This window comes from Ruegeria sp. CDSB136, assembly GCF_059610965.1.
In genome coordinates, this window is record NZ_JBXWOP010000007.1 from 68,340 (window position 1) to 88,422 (window position 20,083).

Consider the following 20,083-nt stretch of genomic DNA (forward strand, 5'->3'; position numbering starts at 1 on the left):
ATATCCAGTGCGAAATACGCTCTGACCATCAGAATTTCGGCCCGCCACAGGGCGATACCGCCAGATGCCTAAGGGAGATCCAGCAATGCGCGATCCACGCTATGATGTTCTGTTCGAACCGATGAAGATTGGCCCGCTGACCGCCAAGAACCGCTTCTATCAGGTGCCGCACTGCAATGGCGGCGGCTATCGTGATCCTTCGGCTGCTGCTGCGATGCGGGGTATCAAGGCCGAGGGCGGCTGGGGCGTGATCTTTACCGAACAGTGCGAGATGCACCATACCTCGGAGATCACGCCGTTCATCGAATTGCGTTTGTGGGAAGACAAGGACATTCCGCAACTGCGCAAGATGTCCGAGAAAATGAAAGAACATGGCGCGCTGGCCGGGATCCAATTGGCCTATTCGGGCATCAACGGGCCGAACCTTTACACGAAAGAGGTACCGCTGGCACCGACCGCATTGCCGATCCGTACTTTCACCAACGATCCGGTTCAGGCGCGCGCACTGGACAAGCAGGACATCCGGGACCTGCGCCGATGGTTCGTGAATGCGGCCAAACGGTCGAAGGATGCCGGATTTGACCTGATCTGCCTGTATGGCGCACACGGGTTCGGGATTTTTCAGCATTTCCTGAGCCGGGCCACCAACCAGCGCAGCGATGAATATGGCGGGTCTCTGGAAAACCGGGCCCGGTTCAGTCAGGAAGTCATCGCTGACATGCGCGACGCTGTGGGCGACAAGATGGCGATCACGCTGCGGGTGTCGCTGGACGAAACCATCGGCGAACTTGGGTTCTCGAACGCCGAGGTGCGTGACTATGTCGAGATGAACAAGGATCTACCCGATCTCTGGGATCTGGCGCAGGGCACATGGGAAGATTGCTCGGGCCCGTCGCGGTTCAAGGAAGAGGCGGCGCAGGAACATCTTGTGCGCGGCATTCATGAACTCACCGACAAGCCCATTGTCGGGGTAGGGCGGTTCACTTCACCTGATGTGATGGCCAGGATGATCAAGTCCGGAACGCTGGATTTCATCGGCTGCGCCCGCCCATCCATTGCCGACCCGTTCCTGCCGAAGAAGATCGAGGAAGGCCGGATCGACGACATTCGCGAATGCATCGGCTGCAATATCTGCATCACCGGCGACATGACCATGTCGATCAGCCGCTGCACCCAGAACCCGACCTTCATGGAGGAATGGCGCAAGGGCTGGCACCCCGAGAAGATGAACGAAAAGGGCGACAGCTCGAACGTGCTGATTGTCGGCTCTGGTCCTGCGGGACTTGAAGCGGCCTGGGCGCTGTGCCGCCGCGGCTACGATGTGGCCGTGGCCGAAGCGCGGGACGTGATCGGAGGACGTGTCACCCGCGAACGCGCGTTGCCGGGGCTCAGTGCCTGGGGACGTGTCGTGGACTACCGGGAGTACCAGTTGCAACAGCGCCCGAACGTGGAGATCTACCGCGAGAGTGAACTGGATGCCGACAGTATTCTTGAGTTCGGATTCGAAAACGTCTGTATCGCGACCGGATCCACATGGCGTCGCGACGGTGTTGCCCGTCAGCATGTCGTGCCAATGCCGATTGCAGATGGCGCCAAGGTCTATACGCCTGACGACCTGATGGATGGTACGATCCCTTCGGGCCGCGTGGTGGTGTATGACGACGACCACTACTACATGGGCGGAGTGCTGGCCGAGTTGCTGGCGAGAAACGGGGCGCAGGTGACGCTCGTCACGCCGTCAGCCTATGTCAGCGACTGGACGAACAACACGCTGGAACAGATCGCAATCCACCCGCGACTGGTCGAAGCCGGGGTCGAAATCGTGCTCAATCAGGGTGTGGCGGAAATCCACACCGATCACGTGGTATCGAACTGTGTGTATACGGACCGCACCTGGAAGATCGAAGCCGATGCCGTCGTAATGGTCGCATCCCGGCTTGAGAACAACGGCGTCTACAACGCCCTTAAGGCGAAAGAGACCTATTGGGCCGAGGCAGGCATCAAGTCCGTCAAGCTGATCGGAGACGCCAATGCGCCGGGGCCGATTGCATGGGCAACCTATGCCGGGCATCGATACGCCCGCGAGCTGGACGGGCCGGATATCGGAGACGCCTTGCCTTTCCGCCGCGAGATCACGGAACTGGCAGCGGATTGAGATTGGCGTGGGCTTGTTTGCCGCCGCTAATCGGGCGATGGAGGACCAGAGGCAAAGCGACCTAAGCTGAGCCGATTGGCCTTCGTCGCCTTCCGCTTTTCCCGGGGCTTACCCGGTCCTGGCATCGCAGATGTGAAGCGACTCGGGCACCTGTGGTAGTCTGTGATCATCTGCGGGAAAACTCGGGAGGAGAAGATGTCAGTTCTGGACACCGTTAAAGCGCTCGATGCGGCAATCATTGAAGGGATCAACGCAAAGGATGCCGGCAAGGCAACCGCACCCTATGCCGAAGACGGCGCGATCATGCCGCCGGGCGCACCGACCATGTCGGGTCACTCCGCGATCCGCGAGTATTGGCAGGCCGCAATTGACGGAGGTCTAAGCAACGTCGTGGCCAACCCGACCGGGGCGCATGTCAGCGGAGACTTTGCCGTTACCATGGGAACGTTGACGGGCTCGATGGGAGGGCAGGACCTCTCAGGGAAGTACATTCTCTACTTCCAGAAAGGCAACGACGGCTGGAAGGTTCAGCGCGACATCTGGAACTTCGACGCCTGAACCAAGCAGTGCGGTTATTGTTCGTCACTTGCATGAAGCTGTCGTGATGTTCGTCGGTCGGCTTTGATCACTGGTTCCAAGGCGGTCTGAATATCCGCGCAGAAAGCCGCCACCGGCGGGTTCGAAAACGTGAGAGACCGATGCAGAGTTTCATGTCATCGGGCGGAATGGCGTGTTTCCTTCCAGGCATTTCGCACACGGAAATTGTCACTTGGTTTCATTTCTCTGCGGTGCCTTCCCTGCAGCCATGACTTTGTGAGATAACTCCTCCAAAACACGGTATTAGCTCAGCTAATTTCAGTATTGTTTTGGGTTTCCGCACCGACTGTGGGAGGAAGACATAATGAAGAATTTTACACGCCGTGCCGCGCTGGTCGGTGCCGGTGGTTTGGCGGGATGGGGATTGGCAGGCCTGTTTCGGGCGGAGTTGCCCACCTATGCAGGTGCAAACCGCATCGTCGCGCCGACCGGGGAGAACTACCTGAACGATGCAAGCGGTCTGTCGGCGACGCCGATCCACAAACATCTGCGGATTTCAGAGGGCGATCAGGAACTGGTTGCGGTGATCCGGCGAGAAATGTCACAGGCGCGTGCAGAAAGACGGCCCCTGAACGTCGGCGCGGCGCGTCATTCCATGGGGGGGCAAGCGATCCCGCGTGATGGCACGGCCATGACTTTTGACAATGCACGTATCGAACTGGATACGATCAATCAAAGCTATCGCGCCCATGCAGGCGCGCGGTGGTCGGATGTTATTGCGGCGCTCGACCCCCAGGGATGGTCGCCCAAAGTGATGCAATCCAACAATGACTTCGGCCTCGCCGCGACCTATTCGGTCAATGCGCATGGTTGGCCGGTGCCGTTCGGACCGATGGGATCCACTGTGCGGTCCCTGCGGATGGTGTTGCCGTCCGGCGATCTGGTGACCTGTTCACCAACCGAAAACACGGAGTTGTTCAACCTTGCGATGGGGGGATACGGCCTTATCGGGGTCATTGTGGACATGGAGATCGAGATGGTCAGGAATGCCCGGCTGTCTCCGGCATTTGATGTGATGGAAACCGGCGAATTTGCCGACCGTTTCAAGGCGGCAATCATGGATCCGACAGTGACAATGGCCTATGGGCGGCTGAATGTGGAACGCGAGTCGTTCTTTCAAAAGGCGCTGCTGATCACATATCGCGAGACTGAAGAACAAGACGATCTGCCGGCGGCCTCCGGTTCCGGATGGATGGCCCATGCGGCCAGCCGGATTTATCGCGCCCAGCTTGGCAATGAGACGTTCAAATCCTTCCGCTGGTGGAATGAAACCAGAGTTGGCCCGGCTCTGGGGTCGGGGGAGGTGACGCGCAACTCGCTGATTAATGAACCGGTGGTGACACTAGATGATCGCAACCCCGACCGGACGGACATTTTGCATGAGCATTTCGTCGGGTTTAACGCCTTCGACAGCTTTGTCGAGGCCTGCCGCGAGGTGATCCCGGCGTCGTATCAGGAGTTCCTGAACGTGACCCTTCGGTATGTGGCGCAGGACGATCAGTCTGTGTTGTCCTTTGCCCGTGTACCGCGGATTGCTGCCGTCATGTCCTTCAGTCAGGAGCTGACCCAACGCGGTGAAGCGGATATGGCGCGCATGACCCGCGCGCTGATTGACCGGATCGTCGAGATCGGTGGGGCCTATTACCTGCCTTACCGCCCGCACGCCACAATCGGCCAGTTGATTGGCGCCTACCCAAGGGCAGAGGAATTTGCGAAAGCCAAGCGGGAACTGGACCCCGATCTGGTGCTGCGCAACAATCTTTGGGATCAGTATCTGGGGCAGCTATGAGCAATCTGCAAAAACTGTGTTTGGGGTATTTCGTGGCGCTCATGATCGCGGCGTCGCTGAACTATATCCCGGGCCTGACGGATGAAGATGGGCTGGTTTTTGGCATCTTTGCGCTGGATATCTACGACGATGCCCTGCATGTGGCTTCGGCCCTGTGGGCGCTGATCGCGGGGCTACTTTCCCATCGGGCGGCGCGGACATTCCTGATCTTTTTCGGGCTGGCTTATCTTGGGGATGGGATTTTCGGCATCTTCACCGGATACGGGTTCCTTGATCTGGGGATATTCACCAACGCATCGCTGGGTACCGATTGGTCGCTGCCGCGGTTCCTTGCGAACCTGCCGCATCTGGCATTGGGGGGAATCGGCGTCTGGGCCGGGTTTCGCGGCGGAGCCGAGCGCGGGTGAGACGGCTGTGGCGATACTGCAAATGGCTGTTTCTGGTGATGGTGATCTGCGTTGCGGGATTGCTGTCGCCGATTGCCTATGTGGAAATCATGTGCCGGGGGTCGGGCCAGCCTGCCGCCTATGAGGCGCTGATCGATCCCGCCTTTCACCGACCCGAAACCCGGACCCTGATGACCTATCCGGAATGGCACATCGTTCATGCTTACGAGGATTACGCCACGGTCATTCAATCCGGTGATCCGCATGAGTACGGATATTTTCGCGCTGTCGGAGGGTTCTGGTCCTCGCTTTGCGCGCTGAGTGCTGCTGCAAGTTCCCATGGCGAGGTTGATGGCGCGACCAAGCAAATGGTCTATGTGATCGGGGTCAGTTTTTCCGTCGAATTGCTGCTCAAAGCCGCCTATGAGGAAACCTTTGGCCGGGTTTTCGCGGCGCTGCGCGGACAGACACGGGCGCCTTTGGATGATCTCTCGGCCAGCCAAGCCGCTGGCTATGCCAGGTTTTTGCAGCAGGTTCCGTGGTACAAATGGCGGTTTCGCGAGGATCGGGCTGAATTGAACGAACAGGCCACGGACAATTTGCGGGACCGTGAGCGGCGGATCGCCCTGGGGATAGAATACGGGGTCAAGGCCGCTTATGCGGATGTGATCGCCGATGCGGTGGCGCAGGTGGGTCAGGATGAACCGACCCTGCGGATGATTGTTGAAAATGCGGACCGTTCCCTGCTGGACGCAGAGGAGGGTGTTCATGTTCTGGCGGAGCATCCGCAGGGGATCGAAGTTGAAACCCCCCGTTACCGCGCGTTGACCCTTCTGCTGCAACGCTGGGCGCGTGAGGGAGTGGATTTCGTAGAGATCGCAGGGAATGACGGCATCCTGTTCACAGTTCTGTCCGGTGATCCGGACATGGACGGCGCGATCTACAGTCGGTCACGGCAAGGGTCTGGCGATTACCGGCATCTGATGGTGGTGAAAGTTTCCGAATTGGCCAATCGGATCCGTGCATTAGATATAGGAGAGCAGAAGCTGGAGCATATCCATGACTACTAGGTCTGTCCTGATTGCAGTACCTTCAATGCTGATCGGCTGGCTGGTCATCATGCTGGTGACGGCCCTGTTGACGGACGAGGCCCCGGCCTATGTCGTCTTGTTCCCGACCGACGGGTTTCTGCAGTCCCTTCCGAACGAAATATCGATGATCTCAGCTTCAGTTGTCAGCGTTACACTCACGTCCGAGCAGGATGGCTTCGTGCCATTATTGTATCGGTCGGGGGCCTGGATGGTGCTGCCTGCGGGATTGACAGGCTGCCTGCCCATGCCGAAGGCAGATTGAGCAAGGCCCGCCTGGGATCACGTGGACGTCTTGTCGTAACGGGCAAAAACCGTTCAACAAGTTCGGGAAATACGATTGCTGGCCGTTGTTCCCCTGACAATGCACTCCAGTTCACAGCAGAGTCTGAAAGGCTCTGGTTCGTCCGAGGTTATGTAGTCGGTGAACCTTTCACCGGCGAGCTTGCCGATGGTTTCGGCGGGGATTCGAATGGTGGTGAGCCCCGGTTCGACATCTGCGGATCCCTTGAAATCCCCGATACCGATGATCGAGAGGTCATCAGGAACCTTCAAACCTAGGCTCTGGGCCGCAAACAAAGCGCCCTGCGCGATGACGTCATTTCCGCAAAGCAGGGCCGTGGGACGAGATTGTTCCGTCAAAAGGGTCAGGGCGGCCTGCTTGGCCTGAGACACACTGTACGGAGCTTCCGACTCATGCTCGCTCGGGATGGATACACCCATTTCCTCAAGTGCATCATGCACGGCGGACAGCCGGTTTTGCGCACGGTCATTGCCGGTCGTTTTGGGGAAGATCAATCCAATGTCCCGGTGCCCCAAGGCCAGCAGGTGCTCGGTCGCCAGACGTCCGGCCAATCGATTGTCTGCCCCAACACAGGGAAGGGCGGAATCCTCGGAATAGTTCCAGATCGCAAGCGCCGGGATTTTCTGCTGTTCGATCAGTCGGGCGGTGGCATCGGAATGTTCCAACCCAACCAGTGCCACGCCGTCGACGCGATGTTCCAGCAGCTTGCGAACCATGGCGTATTCCCGATCCAGGTCATACCCGTGCGACGCCAGCAAGAGACTGAAGCCGGCCTTGTCGATTGAATCCGAAAAAGCCTGAATGACTTCGGCAAAAATGGCGTGATTGATTGTTGGCACCACCAGGCCGATCGTGCCCGACCGTTTTCCATGCATCGTCTGAGCCGCGCGGTTGCGGATGTAGCCCAATCGCTGAACGGCCCGGTTGATCTTTTTCCGAGTCGCAGGGTTGACCAGATTGGGGTGGTTGAAGGTGCGGGAAACGGTCGAGGGTGAAACTTTTGCGGCCTTTGCAACGGCCACGATATCCACCTTATCCTTCTGAAATTTAGCCATAAAACCCTCTCGCACAGTCGGTTTTATGAAAACATTTGCAATACTATTTTCATCGCCTAACCTGATTTGTCAACAAAAGTAAAAGTGTGAACCGACGGGTTGGGAGGCCCTGAATGGAATTCATTTACTACTTCGGAGATGTGTTCACGCCGCTCTCGTTCCTGTTGCTTTTGGGTGGCACGATCGGCGGGTTGATCCTTGGGGCGACGCCGGGCCTGTCACCCACGATGGCGGTTGCGTTGCTGATCCCGTTCACCTTCCAGCTTGAGGCCGCGCAGGGCCTGATCCTGCTGGGCGCTGCCTATACCTCGACCGTTGCGGGCGGCGCGGTCAGCGCCATTTTGCTGAAAATCCCCGGAGCGCCTGCCAATATCGCCACAACGCTGGACGGGCACACCATGGCGAAACAGGGACAGGGAGCGCGGGCGCTGCAATTGTCCTTTCTAGCCTCGGCCGTGGGTGGCATTTTTGGCGTTTTGCTTCTGATCTTCCTGACCCCGGTTCTGGCGAAATGGGCGCTGGCCTTTGGTCCGTCGCACCTGTTCTGGCTGGCCATTCTGGGTGTGACGGTGATCGGAACGCTGGATTCCGCGTCGGTTGTCAAAGGGTTGCTGTCGGGTTGCATCGGGCTGTGGCTGGCGACCATCGGCTTCGACGACATCATGGGCGCGCAGCGGTTCATTTTTCATCCCGCCTTGGGCGGAGGTATCAACATCATTGCCGCCCTGATCGGACTTTTCGCAATCCCGCAGGTTCTGACGATGTTCGCCAAAGGGCGCCACAACGCCGGAGCCGAGGTCATCGAGGTACAGCGCCATTCGATTATGGCCGCCTTCCGGGAGCTGTTCAGCCGCACGCGGGCCCTGAGCATCGGAACCCTGACAGGTTCGATCATCGGCCTGATCCCGGGTGTCGGTGGGCAGATCGCGGGCCTTGTGGCCTATGACCAGACCAAGAAGTTCTCATCCGAAAAAGACAAGTTCGGCACCGGTCATTCCGAGGGCGTCATTGCCGCGGAATCCGCCAACAATGCCATGGTCGGCCCGTCTCTGGTGCCGCTGCTGACCCTTTCGATCCCCGGAAGCCCCACCGCTGCGGTTCTGCTGGGCGGATTGCTGATCCACGGCATCTTCCCGGGGTCGGACCTGTTCGACAACCACCCGGACGTGGCATGGACCTTCATCAACTCGATGCTGATCGGGCAGGTGCTGATGTGCATCTTTGGCCTTTACGTTGCCGGTCTTGCAGCCCGTGTCGCGCAGGTGCCGCAATCGGTGATGGCTGCAATCGTCCTGGCGCTGTCCGTTTTCGGAGCATACTCGGTTCAGGGTTCGATGGGTGACGTCTATGTCATGGCTTGCCTGGGGATAGGCATGTTCTTTCTGGAACGGTTCGGTTTTTCCGCCGCGCCACTGGTCTTGGGCCTGATCCTGGGACCCATCGCCGAAGCCAACTTCATTCAGGGCGGAATGATTGCTGACGCCACCGTGGGCAAGGCAGCATACTTCCTGAGTGGCGGGTTGAACCTGTTCCTGATCGCCATTGTGCTGGCCTCGGTCGGCTATTCGGTTTGGATGGAGCTGCGCCACCGTCGCTACACCACCAAAGAGGAGGCACAGGCATGAACCGTTCGCAGCATGTATTCGGATCAGGTCTTGTCTTTGCGGTCGGCCTTTGGGTGACCTGGGTCAGCTACACCCAGCAACCGGCCGAGGCGTTCCTGTTCCCGCGTCTGATCGCAACCGTTTTTGTGGTTCTGGCCGGATGGACGTTTGGCAAGGCAGTCATGGGATTGTCCAAGGTTGGCAACGGTGTCACGCGCACCATGTTTGTCAACATGCTGCCGGGTTTGATCGTGACGCTGATCTACGTGTTCTGGGCGGCCAAGTCGCTGGGCTTTTACACCGCGACGACAATCGCCTTCTTCATCCTGCTGTCGATCTATGACCCGGCGCCGCATTCGGACGTCAAAAGCTGGATCCGGCGCGGGATCATCACGGGCGTCTTCGTGGCGGTGATGTACGGCCTCTTTTCCATGCTTCTGAACGTCTACACGCCAAGGGAAATTCTGTTCTGACCGCGCAAACAGCGGAAGAACCAAATCAGGGAGGAAACGCAAAATGAAACGATTGATTGCCGGGGCGGCTTTGGCCCTCATGAGCCTGACGGGTGCGGCGGCGGCCGAGGACTATCCTGAGCGGCCGATCATGATGATGGTCAGCTACGGGGCTGGCGGCGCGACAGACTTTCAGGCGCGGATCGTGACCATGACCGCCGGAAACGAGGACGCGCTGGGAATGCCCATCGCCATCATCAACAAGCCCGGCGCGGGTGGCCGCGTGGGCTGGAACTGGTTCGCCACGCAGGCGGATGCAGACGGCTATACGCTGGCGGCCTACAATGTTCCGCATTTCATCGCCCAGTCGATCAAGGGTGGCGTGGAATATTCGACCGACAGTTTCGAACCTATCGCGAACTGGGGTGCGGATCCGGCGGTATTTGTCGTGGGCGCCGACAGCCCGTTCAACTCGATGCAGGATGTCATTGCCTATGCCAAGGAAAACCCGGGCAAGCTGACGGTATCCGGTGCCGGATTGTTTGTGGGCCACCACATCGCGGCGCTGCAAATCGACAAGGCAGCCGGAACCAAGATGGCCTATATCCCGACCAAGGGTGGCGGCGCGGCGGCCATGAAGGCCGTGATTGCCGGTGAGGTCATGGGCGGCATCAACAACCTGTCCGACGCATTCCGCGCGCAGGAAGCGGGCAATGTCAAAATTCTGGGTGTCGCCGATCTTGAGCGCAACGCGTTTCTGCCGGATGTTCCAACGATGATGGAACAGGGGCTGGACGTGGACAACTCGTCGGTCAATTTCCGGGGTGTTATGGTGCCAAAAGGAACACCGCCCGAAGTGATTGAAAAGCTGGCCGCGACAGTACCTGAGATGTTTGCCAATTCGCGTGTCGCCAAGAAGATGGAGGCCGGCGGGTCGCCCATGCACATCATGACCCGTGACGAGGTGATAGAGATGTGGGGCCAGCGTCAACAAACACTGAACGAACTGCTGGCCGGTCTCTGACCCGGACATTCTAAAATGGGGCGGAACAGGTCCGCCCCGGTCAATCTATCGAGGACCAAGATGAACGCTCAGGACGGGATTGCCCCCGAAATTGCCGAAGTGGACCGGATCGTCGAACGGGCGCGTGCCGCTCAGTCTGCTTTCGAAGCCAGTGGTAGTCAGGCGCTATATGACAAAGCGGCACTTGCAGCGGGATGGGCGATCATGGAACCAGAACGCAACCGGGCCCTTGCCGAACTGGCCGTGGAAACCACCGGCCTGGGTAACGTGCCCGACAAGATCACCAAGAACCACCGCAAGACGCTCGGGTTGCTGCGCGATATAGCCGACGCCAATACGCACGGGATTATCAGCGATGATCCGGCAACAGGTATCACCGAGATCGCGCGCGCCATCGGCGTGATTGGTGCGGTTGTGCCGTCGACCAACCCTGCCGCGACGCCGGCCAACAACATCATCAACGCACTCAAGGGTGGCAATGCCATCGTGGTGGCGCCGTCCCCCAAAGGTGTTGCGTCCTGTGAATTGCTGCTTGGCTACATACATGCCGAATTCGACAAGCTTGGGCTTAATCGCGATCTGGTGCAGATGCTGCCTGCGCCCGGGTCAAAGGCCAAGACACAACGGTTGATGGAGGCTGTTGACCGGGTGATCTGCACCGGAAGCCAAAACAACGTTCATCGCGCACAATCCTGCGGTACGCCGGCGGTGGCCGTTGGGGCTGGCAATGTCACGGTGATTGTCGACGAGACTGCCGATCTGCAGGCCGCAGCGGCAAAAATTACCGCCTCAAAGTGTTTCGACAACGCGACCTCCTGTTCCTCCGAGAATGCGGTGGTCGTGGTGGATGCAGTCTACGACGCTTTCGTTGCGGCGATGGCCGCCGAGGGTGGTGCCCTGGTCCGTTCCTCGGAAGCAGGTGATATCATCGCCCGGCTCTGGCCCGATGGTCATCTCAGCCGTTCCGTCATCGCGCAGGACGCGGACAAGATGCTTGAAGCGCTGGGCATGGCGGGCAAGGTGCCCGAGGGAACCCGATATTTGGCAGTTGAGACTGCCGGGATCGGCCCGGATCATCCCCTTTCCGGAGAAAAGCTTAGCCGGGTACTCGCGCTCTATCGCGCGGCAGATTTCGAAGAGGCCCGGACAATCACCGCCCGCATTCTGGCACATCAGGGGGCAGGGCATTCGGTTGGCATTCATACAAAGGACGACGCGCGCGCGATCGGGTTGAGCCGGGATCTGTCGACCTGTCGTGTTATCGTAAACCAGGCGCATACCTTTGCCACCGGCGGTAGCTTTACCAACGGGATGCCTTTTTCCCTGTCGATGGGCTGTGGCAGCTGGGGGGGAAACTCCATCGACACAAACCTGCATTGGCGGCATTTCATCCAGACCACCAAAGTCGTGCGTGAAACTCCGCCGCGGGAGCCCGCGCTGGAAGAGATTTTCGGAAAGTACTGGTCGGAGGCCGGGCAATGATCGACCCGCCCAAAGGAACCGTCCGTGACTGGCTGGACAAACGGGCAGCCGAGGGCGGAACCGGTTTCGTTTTTCCGGATGGCGCGAGCGACCTGAGCTGGCCCGAGCTGCGCGAAACAGCGCAAAGAATTGCGGTCATGTTGACCGGATTGGGTGTCGAAAAAGGAGAGAGCGTCGCCATCCTTTATCCCAATTGCCGCGAAGCGCTGGAGGTCCTTTTCGGCGTCCTTTACGGCGGGTTCCGGGCGACGATGATAAACCTCGTCGCGGGGGACAGCGCGGTGGCCTATGCGCTGGACCACAGCGGTGCGCGCTATGGTTTTGTGCACCCCGAACAGGTGGATTTGTTTGAACGTACGGCCGACCCAGCGAAAATAACCGCGTTGAGAATTTCAGATGCGAAAGATGCCGATGGCGATCTGCACGACCTTTCGCCGGGCGATCACGCGCTTCTGATGTACACGTCCGGAACAACAGGGCGCCCAAAAGGCGTCGTTCACACCCATTCCAGCCTGTTGGCGGGCGGCTGGACCACGGTGGTTGCACATGAGCTGTCCGAAGCTGATCGCGGGTTTTGCGTTCTGCCAATCTACCACATCAACGGCCTGTGCGTGACGGTTATGGGAACGCTTGTCTCTGGCGGATCATTGGCCATGTGTGAACGATTTTCCGCCAGCCGGTTCTGGGAAAACCTTGGGAAGGCCGAGGCGACATGGTTTTCGGTGGTTCCGACCATCATTTCCCACCTGCTGCATTCCGATACAAAACCGGATGCGCCGACCCGCCATCGTGTGCGTTTTGGCCGTTCTGCATCTTCCGCTTTGGCGCCGGACGTGCAGCGTGCGTTTGAAAACCGTTTCGAAATCCCGATTGTCGAGACCATGGGGCTTACGGAAACCGCCGCGCAGATACTGTCCAATCCGTTGCCGCCCGGCATTCGCAAAATCGGATCACCGGGCATCCCCTTTGGAAATGAGGCGGATATCTTTGACAAGAACCTCCGGCCCGTTCCACGCGGAGCGGAGGGTGAACTGGTCATACGCGGTCCGAATGTCATGCTGGAATATCTCCAGAACCCTGACGCAACCGCAGGCACATTTACATCCGATGGCTGGCTGCGGACCGGAGACCTCGCCCGTATGGATGAGGATGGCTACGTCTATGTCACCGGCAGGCTGAAGGAACTTATCATCAAAGGGGGCGAAAACATTGCGCCGCGCGAGATTGACGAGGTGCTTTATTCTCATCCCGATGTCGTCGAAGCCGCCGCCTTCGCCCGACCTTGTGCCAGTTATGGTGAGACTGTCGAGGCGGCGGTGAAAATTCGCGAAGGCTCCTCTTTGACGCCACTGGAATTGTCCAGGCTTTGCAATGCTCAACTGGGCCATTTCAAGTCGCCCGATGAAGTTCATGTTTTGCAGGACCTGCCAAAGGGGCCATCCGGAAAAATCCAGCGAAACAAGATCCTCGAAATGATCAATGAAGAGACCAGCAAAAGGTCTGTTTGACATGCAGGTCGGGTGGTCGAGTTTCATGCCGCTATCGGCCAACTCTGTTCCCAGATCGTGCTGCCGGCGCGTGGGCGCCAGAAGATCGGCAAATTCGAGCTCTGAAAAGTAAAACTAGCGCCAGATCGCAGGCCCACTTTCGACGTAATCTGCGCGGTCACGGCCTGTGAAGCGTTGTTATACCGTTCGCTTTCGGTAATGAGTTGTCCGACCCGGCCAATATGGGGATCGGCTTCGGGTGAAAAGAGCGCCGGATCTTACGCGTCAAAGAAGCGTGGAGCTTGCGACGTATCGGTGTGGCCGACGGTGCGGGCGTTGTTTACACCCCATTTTCTACGCAAGCTGTTTCAGCCGGTTGGAAAGAGGCCTGTGAAATCCCCAAACACCCACACAGTTGTCCGGAAAACAAACAAAAACAGTACTATTCACTTGTGTTGGAGAGAATTTGTGGGTTTATTGTGGGGATTGATCGCGAAATGTGGGATTTTGATGCCGCAAATACGCTATAGTCATAACCTTCGGGAGCGGAGGGTTTGTTTGCCCGGATCACTGCAAAGCCATGGTTTCTTCGAAGGGTCTGGCGTTGTGCGTGGCACAAGATGGTGCGTCGAACAACAGGACCCTTTCAGCAATCGGGAAAAGACTGCGGGTCCGGTAGTGAAAAACGTTCCAAGTAGCGTGGGATGGGACCTTCGGCGGGTTCTTTCGCAGTTGTTGTTTCACTGAGCCAAGACTCCAAAAGTAAACAGGACAGAAACGGATGCTGAATCCAAAGAACTCTCAAACGTTCGAAACGGCCGAATTGGTGTCACACGCGGTGAAGATTGCCGAATTGGCCAACAAGGCGGCACGGGGGTACTTTCGCGGCAGACTTGGTGTTGAGTTCAAGTCCGACGAGAGCCCGGTGACGCAGGCCGACAAGGGTGTCGAGGCGCAGGTTCGGGCCTACCTGGAACAACACTTTCCGGATCACGGCATCTTTGGAGAAGAACATGGGTTTGAAGGGCAGAACCGCCGCGAAGTCTGGATAATCGATCCGATCGACGGCACCCGGTCTTTCCTTTCGGGGCATCCGCTTTTTGGCTTTCTGCTTGGGCATCTGATCGATGGTAAGCCGGATATCGGAGTGATCGGCATGCCTGCGATAGATGAGGTTTTCATTGGTGTATCCGGTCAGGGCGCGACAATGAACGGCAAGGAGATCGCAACTTCGAACCAGACGCGGTTGGATCAGTCCATCCTGTTTGTGAATGAAGGGGATAAGATCTATCGTGATCATCCGGCGTTATTCGCCAAGCTGATGCAGTCCGGTCAGACCAGACGGTTTGCCTATGACTGCTACCCGCACGCGCTTCTTGCGGCGGGGCATGTGGACGCAGTGATAGACTATGATCTGCAACCTTATGATTTTCTGCCGGTGCTGGCCGTGATCGAGGCCGCAGGTGGGGTGATGACGGAATGGGATGGCAAACCACTCGACCTGAATTCGGATGGTTGTGTGATTTCGGCGGCGACGCCCGAGCTGCATGCGGAAATGCTGGAAATGGTGAACGGATAGGATCATGGCGATTGTAAGCTTCCTCATCAGTCTGGCCGGAGCCACGATGTTGCTGCTTTATGCGGTGCGAATGGTGCGCACCGGGATCGAGCGCAGCTACGGAGCCTCTTTCCAGCGGGTCATGACGGGCCAGCGCAGTTATGTGCAGGCATCAATGGTCGGTCTCGCAATGGCGGTGGTCCTGCAAAGTTCGGCCGCGGTCGCATTGCTGACATCCGGTTTTGCAGCTGGTGGTTTTCTGGCTTTTCCCACCGGCCTCGCGATTGTGCTGGGGGCCGATCTTGGGTCGGCGCTGATTATCCAGGTCCTGTCCTTCAAATTGGACTGGCTGGTGCCGCTGCTGCTGGCGATTGGCGGGTATCTCTTCGTCAAGACCGAGTCCAAAAAGCCCCGGCAACTGGGTCGCATCCTGATGGGTGTTGCGTTCATTCTGATCTCATTGCGCTTTCTGCGCGAGGCGATGGATCCGATCCGGGACAGTGCTTTTCTGCCCGCCGTCGCAGAATATCTGGCCCGAGATTACATAACCGCATTCTTGGTCGGCGGAGCGCTGGCCTTTGTCATGCATTCATCGGTCGCGGCGATCCTGATGTGTGTGACACTGGTTCAGATTGGCGCAATTCCGTTTGCCGCCGGACTGTCGCTGGTGTTGGGGGCCAATTTCGGCTCGGCCTTCATACCGGTTTGGCTGACGCGAGGGATGGAATTGCCAGCTAGGCGCATTCCGTTCGCCAATCTCGCGTTGCGTGGCAGTTGGGCCGTGGTCACCCTGTTTGCAGCTACTGCGGCTTTGCGTGCGGGTGTTTTGGGGGATCTGCAAGGCGGGCAGATGCTGGTCAATGCGCATCTGGCGTTCAACGCCTCGTTGCTGGTGTTGGCTTTGCCGTTCTGCGGACGTTTGCGTGCTCCGTTCGAGCGGCTTTTTCCGGAACCGAAATCAGCCGAGGCAATGGTCCAGCCGGGCCGTCCGACCAGCGCGCTGGATATGCGCAATAGCGGCAGCCCCAGTCAGGCGCTTTCCAGTCTCAAGCGCGAGCTGTTGCGGATGAGCGATCTGGTCGAGTCGATGTTCAGGCCGTCGCTGGAGTTGTACCGCAGCGGTGACAAGGAGCAGATACGTGCTGTTCGGCTGGTGGATGAAGACGTGAACGACTGCCTGTCGGGTATCCGGAAATACGTGGCCGCCATTTCAGCCGAAGAGTTCGGCAGGCAAAACGCCAAGGTGGCCCGGGATCTGATGGAATACGCAATCCGTCTGGAAACCGCCGGCGATGTGGTTGCCAAGCGGTTGACTGTTCTGGCCGCCGACATGCGCAAAAAGGGGGCCTCATTCTCGAAAGAGGGATGGTCGGAACTGGTCGAAATGCACGAAGGCATCCTGGCCAATCTGAAATTGGCCTCAAATGTGTTGATCTCGGACGATCTGGAAAGCGCCCGCCTTTTGAGCCTTGAAAAAACCGAGATCAAGCGGGCTGAGCGTGACAGCCGCAAACGCCACCTCAGACGTTTGCAGCATGGCAGCACGGAAAGCTTTGAGACCAGCGACATCCATCTGGAGACATTGCGCGCGTTCCGGGAGTTCAACAGTCACATCGCAGCCGTGGCTTATCCGATCCTGTATCGGAACGGGCAATTGCTTGAAACGCGCCTGATCGAAGAAATGCCGCGGATGGAAAAGGATGCGGACACAGAGGCCGATGGATGACGGCACCGGTCGATGGCGGCTTCCGCGCCTTTTTACAGGATCTCAACAGCAGCCTCGGCATCCGGCGCAAGCTCTCCGAGCTGGGTATCACCGAAGTAGCAATCCCCGACCTCGGCCAGGGCGCCCTCATCGACCCCCACTGCAGCGGAAACGCCATCGAACACACGTAAGAGAACCTCGCAAACCTCTTCAACACCGCGTTGTGATCTGAAACGGACCCCGCACTTTGTTTCGGATTCATAGGCGCGTAACAGCGAAACAGAGCCGAACCAAAGGTCGGTCATGCTGACACTCGACTTGTAGCTAAAGAACAAAGCCCGGCCCAGTGAACGAATTTGTTGGTAAATGAGGGTAGCCGACCAAAAAGGCGGAAATTGTCACAGAACAATTACTTGCAACGTGGAACTTTAGGCGAAACTGTGGTGAAATTTGATGATGGCTGACGACAGCGAAAACATCCCCCATCGCGGCCGAGAGCTGCTTGATGTGCTGGCGCGGCTGGGAGGCTCGGCGCGCAATACACAGATTGCGCAGGTCATGGACGTTTCGGAAGAAACTGTTCGTCGACTGGTCAAAGGCCTGGCAAAGAAAAACATGGTTGAAAGGGTGCACGGCGGGACCTTTCTGTCGCGTGCGCAGGATACACCAATGTTTTCCGGGGCGCTGGAACTCAACGCGGAAGAAAAGACGCTTATCGCGAAAAAAGTCAGTCAGATTGTCGAGGACGGCATGGTGCTGTTCCTTACGGTGGGGTCAACCATGACGCATGTCGCCGAGCAATTGCGCGACCGGAAAAATTTGACCGTGGTCAGCAATTCGCTGTCGGTTGTCGCATCGCTGGCTGATCACAACGGAACGCGTGCGGTTCTGGCCGGGGGAGAGGTAATTCGATCCGAACGCGGCAGTTTCGGTCGTGCCGCCGAGCAGCTTGCCTGCCAGTACAGCTATGACGCGGTAATTTGTGGCGCGGATGCCCTGTCGCTTTCCGGAGGGGTTCTTGCGCTAAACCCGCTGGAGGCTGAACTGACGCGCGCGTTGCATAACAACACCCGGCGCATGATCGTTGCGGTGGATCACACGAAGTTCGGAGAGAGAGCGGCCAATGTGGCCTGTCGGTTTGACCAGGTCACCGATCTGGTGACCGATGCTGCACCGCCCGAACCTTTTGCCGCGGCTTTGAAGGATGCTGGGGTCAAAATTCACATCACATCTCGCCGGGGTGGCAAAAAGAAGAAGAAAGGTAGCGGTGGCGCGATCACCTGACCTGTTTCGCGATCAAAGGAAAACGAAAGCGCGCTTGCCTATGGGAGACAATAACAGACACTCCTGATGTCAGTTGTGGCCGTTGCCGAAAGCGCCGACAGAGATTTGGCAGGCAACGAAGGTGAGCCGGGTTGGAGACCTGCATGCCTGACAACCTGCCGGTCATCGGATCGGCCGCGGATACGCCGCGCGCCTTTCGCGCTTTCAGGATTTCAACGCATGGATTACAGATGGCTCCTGTCGTAGAGCAGGTTCTGGCGGATTTGATGACTGGCGGAGCAGGCCGTTTCAATCTATCGCCCTTCCGCATTGACCGATTTGACCGCAAGGTCCCTTGATGGAGAGATCCGACATGACAATCACCCGTATCGAAACCGGCCAACGCATGAGCAAGGTCGTCAAGCACAATGGTGTTGCCTATCTGTGTGGGCAGACTTCGGATGCGGCCACTGTGGCGGATCAGACCCGCGAAATCCTGGCCAAGGTCGAGGATCTGTTGGCCAAAGCGGGCAGTGACAAGACGCGAATGCTACAATGCACGATCTGGCTCGCGGACATGGCAGATTTTGCCGAGATGAACGAAGTCTGGGATGCCTGGGTACCGGCGGGCCACGCTCCGGCCCGCGCGTGCGGCGAAGCCAAACTGGCGCGCGATGTTCTGAAGGTCGAGATGATCGTCACCGCTGCCTGCGACTGATTTATCAATCAAACCGTCTTGCCCAGACCATAAGGCATGAAGCGGTCGGTTGCGTTTGTCGTTCTTCGAAAAAGTTCACCGCCTTGGTTCTGGTGAAATGCGTTGGCCGTCAACGGAATAGGCGCCGGTGGGTGAGTGGCTGTTTAATTAAAGATCAATTCGACTCGGTTCTCTGAAGCCTGTATTTCGCCAAATGCGGGCAAAAACAGATCGTGGTCTTATGCAGCCAACCTTTCAAAGAATGTTGGAAAACTGAACCACTCTGCAGTGTATTTTCTTGTGTGTCGGCTAAATTACTCTGATTGACCAGTCCGGCGTGACTGAAACGCGACGCGCCATCCGAATAGGGTACCCTGAGATCATTCAGGTCGAAGTTCGTTTTGAGAATTAATTCACAAACGGCTTGGTTCCAAAATCTGAGTGACAAAAGGCAAGCATTCGAACCTCACGTTCGAGTTTAGAATGCCAAGGGAAGCGGCTGCACCGTGTCTCAAGTCGTCGATCATCCTTTGATCCGTCTCGCAGAAATTCAGTACCGGGATCCGCGTCAAACCCGGAATTTTCGGTGCAATAACTGACGCTGTGATGGCACCTGAATGCCAATGGCCTTCATTCGTTGAACCCGAGGTTCAAGCCATCGACGAAGGCGTGAAATAGCTGAGATTGAGTGCTGATCCCAAGCTTTGCATACGCATTTCGACGATGTGATTTCACGGTCGGCATCGCTATGCTCAGTGTCTTGCTGATCGAAAGACTTGAATGGCCTTTCAGGATCATCTGGACAACTTCAGCCTCTCGCGCGGTCAGAACGTCACGCCCAAAAGACTCCGGTGAAGGTGATGGACGACCCGACGCTTGCGTCTGCTCTCTGGACAGCCGTAGAAACGCCAGCCGGATCAATGGCAGGACGGATCGCAAAACTTCCAAATCCTGCTGAGGGATACCGTTAGGCGTGGCTTTGCGGGCCAGGCTTACCTCACCCATGATCCTCTGGGGCATGTCGACCAGGACTGAAACTTCCTGCAGACCGAAGGGCCAGCCGGGCGTCCTGAATTTGATCTCTTCGCTCTCATCCGAGATGACATCCGGCGTTGTCACGACCCAGTTATCCGGTGCGAGATCGGCCATCCGGTATACCCCTGCGGCGATACCTGCCCGGATCGCATTGTGCACCGGGTTGAGCAGGTAGGTTCTGGAGACATACAGCTGAACCGCGGCCTTGGACGCTGGATTTGGGTAGCTATCCGCCAGATAAACCGGAGGCCCTGAAGGTCGGTTGAGCACTGCAAATGCCGCCTCGCACGGAAATAGGTATTCGACGGCCCGGATCAGGGCATCGCTTTTTGCCTGCCCGTCGATCACTTCAGAAATGGATTGGCTGAACTCCTTTAACTGCAAATCCGGCCTTCTTCCTAC

Annotated in this window: 20 protein-coding genes; 17 read left to right on the top strand and 3 right to left on the bottom strand. The window is 57.9% G+C overall.

The window, feature by feature from the left end:
* Positions 1–85 precede the first annotated feature (85 nt).
* From AC2FIR_RS09370 to AC2FIR_RS09395, 6 genes are all read left to right on the top strand, one after another.
* Positions 86–2,155 carry an oxidoreductase gene (locus tag AC2FIR_RS09370; RefSeq protein WP_496745857.1) on the top strand — a complete coding sequence of 690 codons (2,070 nt, stop codon included), beginning with the start codon at positions 86–88 and terminating at the stop codon, positions 2,153–2,155.
* A gap of 195 nt (positions 2,156–2,350) precedes the next feature.
* A complete protein-coding gene (locus tag AC2FIR_RS09375) occupies positions 2,351–2,713 on the top strand; it encodes a YybH family protein (RefSeq protein ID WP_480492158.1) in 363 nt (120 codons plus the stop codon).
* A 343-nt stretch (positions 2,714–3,056) separates the two neighbouring features.
* Positions 3,057–4,541: an FAD-binding oxidoreductase gene (locus AC2FIR_RS09380; RefSeq protein ID WP_496745859.1), complete on the top strand. Its 1,485-nt coding sequence runs from the start codon at positions 3,057–3,059 to the stop codon at positions 4,539–4,541.
* Positions 4,538–4,948: a DUF4383 domain-containing protein gene (locus AC2FIR_RS09385; RefSeq protein ID WP_496745860.1), complete on the top strand. Its 411-nt coding sequence runs from the start codon at positions 4,538–4,540 to the stop codon at positions 4,946–4,948. Before AC2FIR_RS09380 ends, AC2FIR_RS09385 begins: the two co-directional genes overlap by 4 nt.
* Positions 4,945–5,997 carry a hypothetical protein gene (locus AC2FIR_RS09390; RefSeq protein ID WP_496762206.1) on the top strand — a complete coding sequence of 351 codons (1,053 nt, stop codon included), beginning with the start codon at positions 4,945–4,947 and terminating at the stop codon, positions 5,995–5,997. The genes AC2FIR_RS09385 and AC2FIR_RS09390 overlap by 4 nt, the downstream gene beginning before the upstream one ends.
* On the top strand, positions 5,987–6,280 hold the full coding sequence (locus AC2FIR_RS09395) for a hypothetical protein (protein WP_496745863.1): 294 nt from the start codon (positions 5,987–5,989) through the stop codon (positions 6,278–6,280). Before AC2FIR_RS09390 ends, AC2FIR_RS09395 begins: the two co-directional genes overlap by 11 nt.
* A gap of 53 nt (positions 6,281–6,333) precedes the next feature.
* Here the strand turns inward: AC2FIR_RS09395 and AC2FIR_RS09400 are convergent, their stop codons facing one another.
* Positions 6,334–7,374, bottom strand: coding sequence for a LacI family DNA-binding transcriptional regulator (locus AC2FIR_RS09400; protein ID WP_496745865.1), 1,041 nt, complete (start codon positions 7,372–7,374; stop codon positions 6,334–6,336).
* Positions 7,375–7,487: 113 nt separating this feature from the next.
* Between AC2FIR_RS09400 and AC2FIR_RS09405 the strand changes: the two genes are divergently transcribed.
* The 8 genes from AC2FIR_RS09405 to AC2FIR_RS09440 all read left to right on the top strand — a co-directional run bounded on the left by AC2FIR_RS09405 (position 7,488) and on the right by AC2FIR_RS09440 (position 16,707).
* Positions 7,488–8,999: a tripartite tricarboxylate transporter permease gene (locus AC2FIR_RS09405; protein ID WP_480913669.1), complete on the top strand. Its 1,512-nt coding sequence runs from the start codon at positions 7,488–7,490 to the stop codon at positions 8,997–8,999.
* A complete protein-coding gene (locus tag AC2FIR_RS09410) occupies positions 8,996–9,451 on the top strand; it encodes a tripartite tricarboxylate transporter TctB family protein (protein ID WP_170679178.1) in 456 nt (151 codons plus the stop codon). Before AC2FIR_RS09405 ends, AC2FIR_RS09410 begins: the two co-directional genes overlap by 4 nt.
* A 43-nt stretch (positions 9,452–9,494) precedes the next feature.
* The gene (locus AC2FIR_RS09415) at positions 9,495–10,454 is read left to right on the top strand and encodes a Bug family tripartite tricarboxylate transporter substrate binding protein (protein WP_152459978.1); all 960 of its coding nucleotides are present in this window, start codon (positions 9,495–9,497) and stop codon (positions 10,452–10,454) included.
* A 60-nt stretch (positions 10,455–10,514) separates the two neighbouring features.
* The gene (gene sauS / locus AC2FIR_RS09420; protein ID WP_496762208.1) at positions 10,515–11,936 is read left to right on the top strand and encodes an acylating sulfoacetaldehyde dehydrogenase; all 1,422 of its coding nucleotides are present in this window, start codon (positions 10,515–10,517) and stop codon (positions 11,934–11,936) included.
* Positions 11,933–13,444 (top strand): class I adenylate-forming enzyme family protein, encoded by a 1,512-nt coding sequence (locus AC2FIR_RS09425; protein ID WP_480890867.1) that lies wholly within the window; start codon positions 11,933–11,935, stop codon positions 13,442–13,444. The genes sauS and AC2FIR_RS09425 overlap by 4 nt, the downstream gene beginning before the upstream one ends.
* A 281-nt stretch (positions 13,445–13,725) precedes the next feature.
* Positions 13,726–13,953 (top strand): hypothetical protein, encoded by a 228-nt coding sequence (locus AC2FIR_RS09430; RefSeq protein ID WP_170611594.1) that lies wholly within the window; start codon positions 13,726–13,728, stop codon positions 13,951–13,953.
* Positions 13,954–14,204: 251 nt separating this feature from the next.
* On the top strand, positions 14,205–15,002 hold the full coding sequence (locus AC2FIR_RS09435; RefSeq protein ID WP_480913665.1) for an inositol monophosphatase family protein: 798 nt from the start codon (positions 14,205–14,207) through the stop codon (positions 15,000–15,002).
* A gap of 4 nt (positions 15,003–15,006) precedes the next feature.
* The gene (locus AC2FIR_RS09440) at positions 15,007–16,707 is read left to right on the top strand and encodes a Na/Pi cotransporter family protein (protein WP_496745868.1); all 1,701 of its coding nucleotides are present in this window, start codon (positions 15,007–15,009) and stop codon (positions 16,705–16,707) included.
* A 32-nt stretch (positions 16,708–16,739) separates the two neighbouring features.
* Here the strand turns inward: AC2FIR_RS09440 and AC2FIR_RS09445 are convergent, their stop codons facing one another.
* Positions 16,740–16,991, bottom strand: a complete 252-nt coding sequence (locus tag AC2FIR_RS09445; protein ID WP_480525783.1) for a hypothetical protein — start codon at positions 16,989–16,991, stop codon at positions 16,740–16,742.
* Positions 16,992–17,139: 148 nt separating this feature from the next.
* On the opposite strand from AC2FIR_RS09445, the gene AC2FIR_RS09450 reads away from it, so the two are divergent.
* The 3 genes from AC2FIR_RS09450 (at position 17,140) to AC2FIR_RS09460 (ending at position 18,667) form a co-directional block, all read left to right on the top strand.
* Complete coding sequence (locus tag AC2FIR_RS09450) at positions 17,140–17,970, top strand: DeoR/GlpR family DNA-binding transcription regulator (protein WP_480441482.1); 831 nt, start codon at positions 17,140–17,142, stop codon at positions 17,968–17,970.
* A 143-nt stretch (positions 17,971–18,113) separates the two neighbouring features.
* Positions 18,114–18,308, top strand: a complete 195-nt coding sequence (locus AC2FIR_RS09455) for an FAD-binding oxidoreductase (protein WP_170611600.1) — start codon at positions 18,114–18,116, stop codon at positions 18,306–18,308.
* 14 nt (positions 18,309–18,322) lie between these two features.
* Complete coding sequence (locus AC2FIR_RS09460; protein WP_496745871.1) at positions 18,323–18,667, top strand: RidA family protein; 345 nt, start codon at positions 18,323–18,325, stop codon at positions 18,665–18,667.
* A gap of 609 nt (positions 18,668–19,276) precedes the next feature.
* On the opposite strand, the gene AC2FIR_RS09465 is transcribed toward AC2FIR_RS09460, so the two are convergent.
* Complete coding sequence (locus tag AC2FIR_RS09465) at positions 19,277–20,065, bottom strand: helix-turn-helix transcriptional regulator (RefSeq protein ID WP_496745872.1); 789 nt, start codon at positions 20,063–20,065, stop codon at positions 19,277–19,279.
* Positions 20,066–20,083: the final 18 nt, after the last annotated feature.